A 2,674-nucleotide genomic window follows, 5' to 3' on the forward strand; every position below is an offset into this window, starting at 1 on the left:
CTCCGCGAGGCGCTGAAGGTGCTGGCCGCCGAGGGGCTGATCGAGCTTTTGCCCAACCGTGGCGCGCGGGTCCGCGAGCTCCGCCCGGGCGACCTCGACGAATTGTTCGACATGATGGGTGGCCTGGAAAGCCTGGCCGGCCGCCTCGCCTGCGAACATATCTCGGACGCGGAGATCGCCGAGATCGAGCGGCTGCATTACGAGATGTACGGCTACTATCTGCGCCGCGACATGCCGAACTATTTCCAGGCCAACCAGCGCATCCACGAGCACATCGTCGCGGCCTCCCGCAACGAGACGCTCCGTGCAGCCTATGCCAACATCGCCGGCCGCATCCGCCGGGTGCGTTATTCCGCGAACTTCGCCCGCCAGCGTCAGCGCTGGGCCGAGGCCATGCGCGAGCACGAGGCGATTTTGGATGCGCTGCGCCGCCGCGCCGGCAGCGAGCTCGCCGACATCCTGTTCCAGCACCTGCGCAACAAGCGGACCGCGGCGGTGGAGCATCTCGCGGAAGCCGCCGAGACGGTTTAACAATTGCGCCTGAAGACGCGTGGACGATATGGGTCAGAGGATGAGTTGCGAAGGAGATTGAAATGCCCGCTCCCAAGCGAACTGTGTCGGCCAGAACCGAAGTGGTAGAGGATCCGACGGTCATGAGCGGCGAGCCGGTGGTACGGGGCACGCGCATATTGGCCCGGACCATTCTCAACTATCTCAGATCTGGTACGCGCGCCGAGGATATCTTCAAGGACTACCCGAGCCTGCCTGTCGACGGCATCGATGCGGTTGAGCGCTGGGCAAAAGCGACCTATGGGCCCGACTGGAAATCGACCGACGCGCTCGCGCCACGCACCTGATGGATCGTTTTCTGATCGATGAATGTCTGACCAGCGATCTCGTCGCCATCGCCAAGGCGCGCGGCTACGACGCCGCCTACGTCCCCCACATCGGCAAGGGCGGCTGGCAGGACTGGAATCTGGTGCCCTTCGCCGTCGACAACGACTACATCATCGTTACCGTCAACCGGCGGGACTTCCTCAAGCAGCACGCAAAGTTTGAGCTTCACCCAGGTCTTGTCATTCTGATTCCAGAGCCGCGCAAGGACACAAGATTGGAGCAGACGGCGCTGTTCGAGAAAGCGCTGGAGGCGTTCGCCGCCATGAACGATGACCTGACGAACAAGGTTATGGAAGTGCTCGACGACGGGAGCGTCCACGTCCGAGGCTGGGATGCGGGCGAATATGACATCGGCCACATCAATAATCCCAAGTGGCGCTAAGTAGTAGATATCCATTTGGTTGAATGCAAAGACAGGACCGCGACCAAATAGATTGAATTTTAGCTCCAGTCCGATTACGGACAAACATGCCCGACCGCACCCCATCCCCGCTTCAGACCCGGCTGGCCAGGGAAATCACCGGCGAGGTGCTGTTCGACCCGTTCAGTCGCGGCCGCTACGCCACCGATGCCTCGTTCTACCAGATCGTACCGGCCGGCGTGGTGATCCCCAACACGATCGACGAGGCGCTGCGGGCGCTCGCCATCGCCCGTGACGACGGCCGCACCATCACCCCGCGCGGCGGCGGCACCTCGCAATGCGGCCAGACCGTCAATGACGGCATCGTCGTCGACTTCTCGAAATACCTGAACCGGCTGATCGCGCTCGACGCCGAGAGGGCGACCTGCGTGGTCGAGCCCGGCATCGTGCTCGACGACCTCAACCGGCAACTGAAGAAGCACGGGCTGTGGTTTCCGGTCGACGTCTCCACCGCCTCGCGCGCCACCATCGGCGGCATGGCCGGCAACAATTCCTGCGGCGGGCGATCGCTGCGCTATGGCACCATGCGCGACAACACGGTTGCGATGGAGGCCGCGCTGGCCGACGGCACGCTGCTGCATTTCGGCGAGGTGCCGCGCGATCTGTCGCGTGTCAACGCGCCCGACGGCGGGCTCGCGCTGTTCCGCGACATGCTCGCGCTCGGCGAGCGCGAGGCGGCCGAGATCGCCGACAAATTCCCGAAGGTGCAGCGCCGGGTCGGCGGCTACAATCTCGATGCGCTGACCCCGCGCAACGCCGCCAACAACATGGCCCATCTCCTGGTGGGCTCCGAGGGCACGCTCGCCTTCACCACACAGGTTGAGCTGAAGCTCTGGCCCGTGATCCGCAACAAGGTGCTCGGCGTCTGCCATTTCGGCAGCTTCTACGAGGCGATGGATGCGGCCCAGCACCTGGTCAAGCTGAAGCCGATCGCGGTCGAGCTGGTCGATCGCACCATGATCTCGCTCGGCCGCGACATCGCGATGTTCAGGCCGGTGATATCGGCCGCGATCAAGGACGATCCGGCGGCGGTGCTGGTGGTCGAATTCGCGGAGGAGGACCAGGCGGAGAACCTGGCGCGGCTGAAGCGGCTTTCGGAGTTGATGGCCGATCTCGGCTTCGGCTGGGACAAGCCGGTGCGCAAATGGGGCGGCGTGGTCGAGATTGTTGAGCCCGCCCTGCAGAGCGCGGTGGCGGATTTCCGCGCCGCCGGGCTCAACGTGATGATGTCGATGAAGGAGGCCGGCAAGCCGGTGTCGTTCGTCGAGGACTGCGCGGTGCCGCTGCAGCATCTCGCCGACTATACGGACCGCCTCAACGCGATCTTCGCCCGGCACGGCACCAGCGGCACCATGT

General features: G+C 64.4%; 4 protein-coding genes. All 4 read left to right on the forward strand.

Going from position 1 to position 2,674, the window contains the following annotated elements; genetic code table 11:
- Positions 1-531, forward strand: a 531-nt coding sequence (locus JOY90_RS31610) for a GntR family transcriptional regulator (protein WP_291695016.1), incomplete at its 5' end; no start/stop codon positions are given.
- Between the two features lie 62 nt (positions 532-593).
- The gene (locus JOY90_RS31615; RefSeq protein ID WP_291695017.1) at positions 594-857 is read left to right on the forward strand and encodes a DUF433 domain-containing protein; all 264 of its coding nucleotides are present in this window, start codon (positions 594-596) and stop codon (positions 855-857) included.
- A complete protein-coding gene (locus JOY90_RS31620) occupies positions 857-1,279 on the forward strand; it encodes a DUF5615 family PIN-like protein (RefSeq protein WP_291695018.1) in 423 nt (140 codons plus the stop codon). The genes JOY90_RS31615 and JOY90_RS31620 overlap by 1 nt, the downstream gene beginning before the upstream one ends.
- Positions 1,280-1,365: 86 nt before the next feature.
- A partial coding sequence (locus JOY90_RS31625) for an FAD-binding oxidoreductase (RefSeq protein ID WP_291695019.1) occupies positions 1,366-2,674 on the forward strand: 1,309 nt, incomplete at its 3' end.

This window comes from Bradyrhizobium sp. (assembly GCF_019242285.1).
Classification (GTDB): domain Bacteria; phylum Pseudomonadota; class Alphaproteobacteria; order Rhizobiales; family Xanthobacteraceae; genus Bradyrhizobium.

Bases quoted from the DNA above. Each gene is read 5' to 3' on its own strand.
- JOY90_RS31615 (WP_291695017.1), top strand. From the start codon at position 594: ATGCCCGCTCCCAAGCGAACTGTGTCGGCCAGAACCGAAGTGGTAGAG.
- JOY90_RS31620 (WP_291695018.1), top strand. From the start codon at position 857: ATGGATCGTTTTCTGATCGATGAATGTCTGACCAGCGATCTCGTCGCC.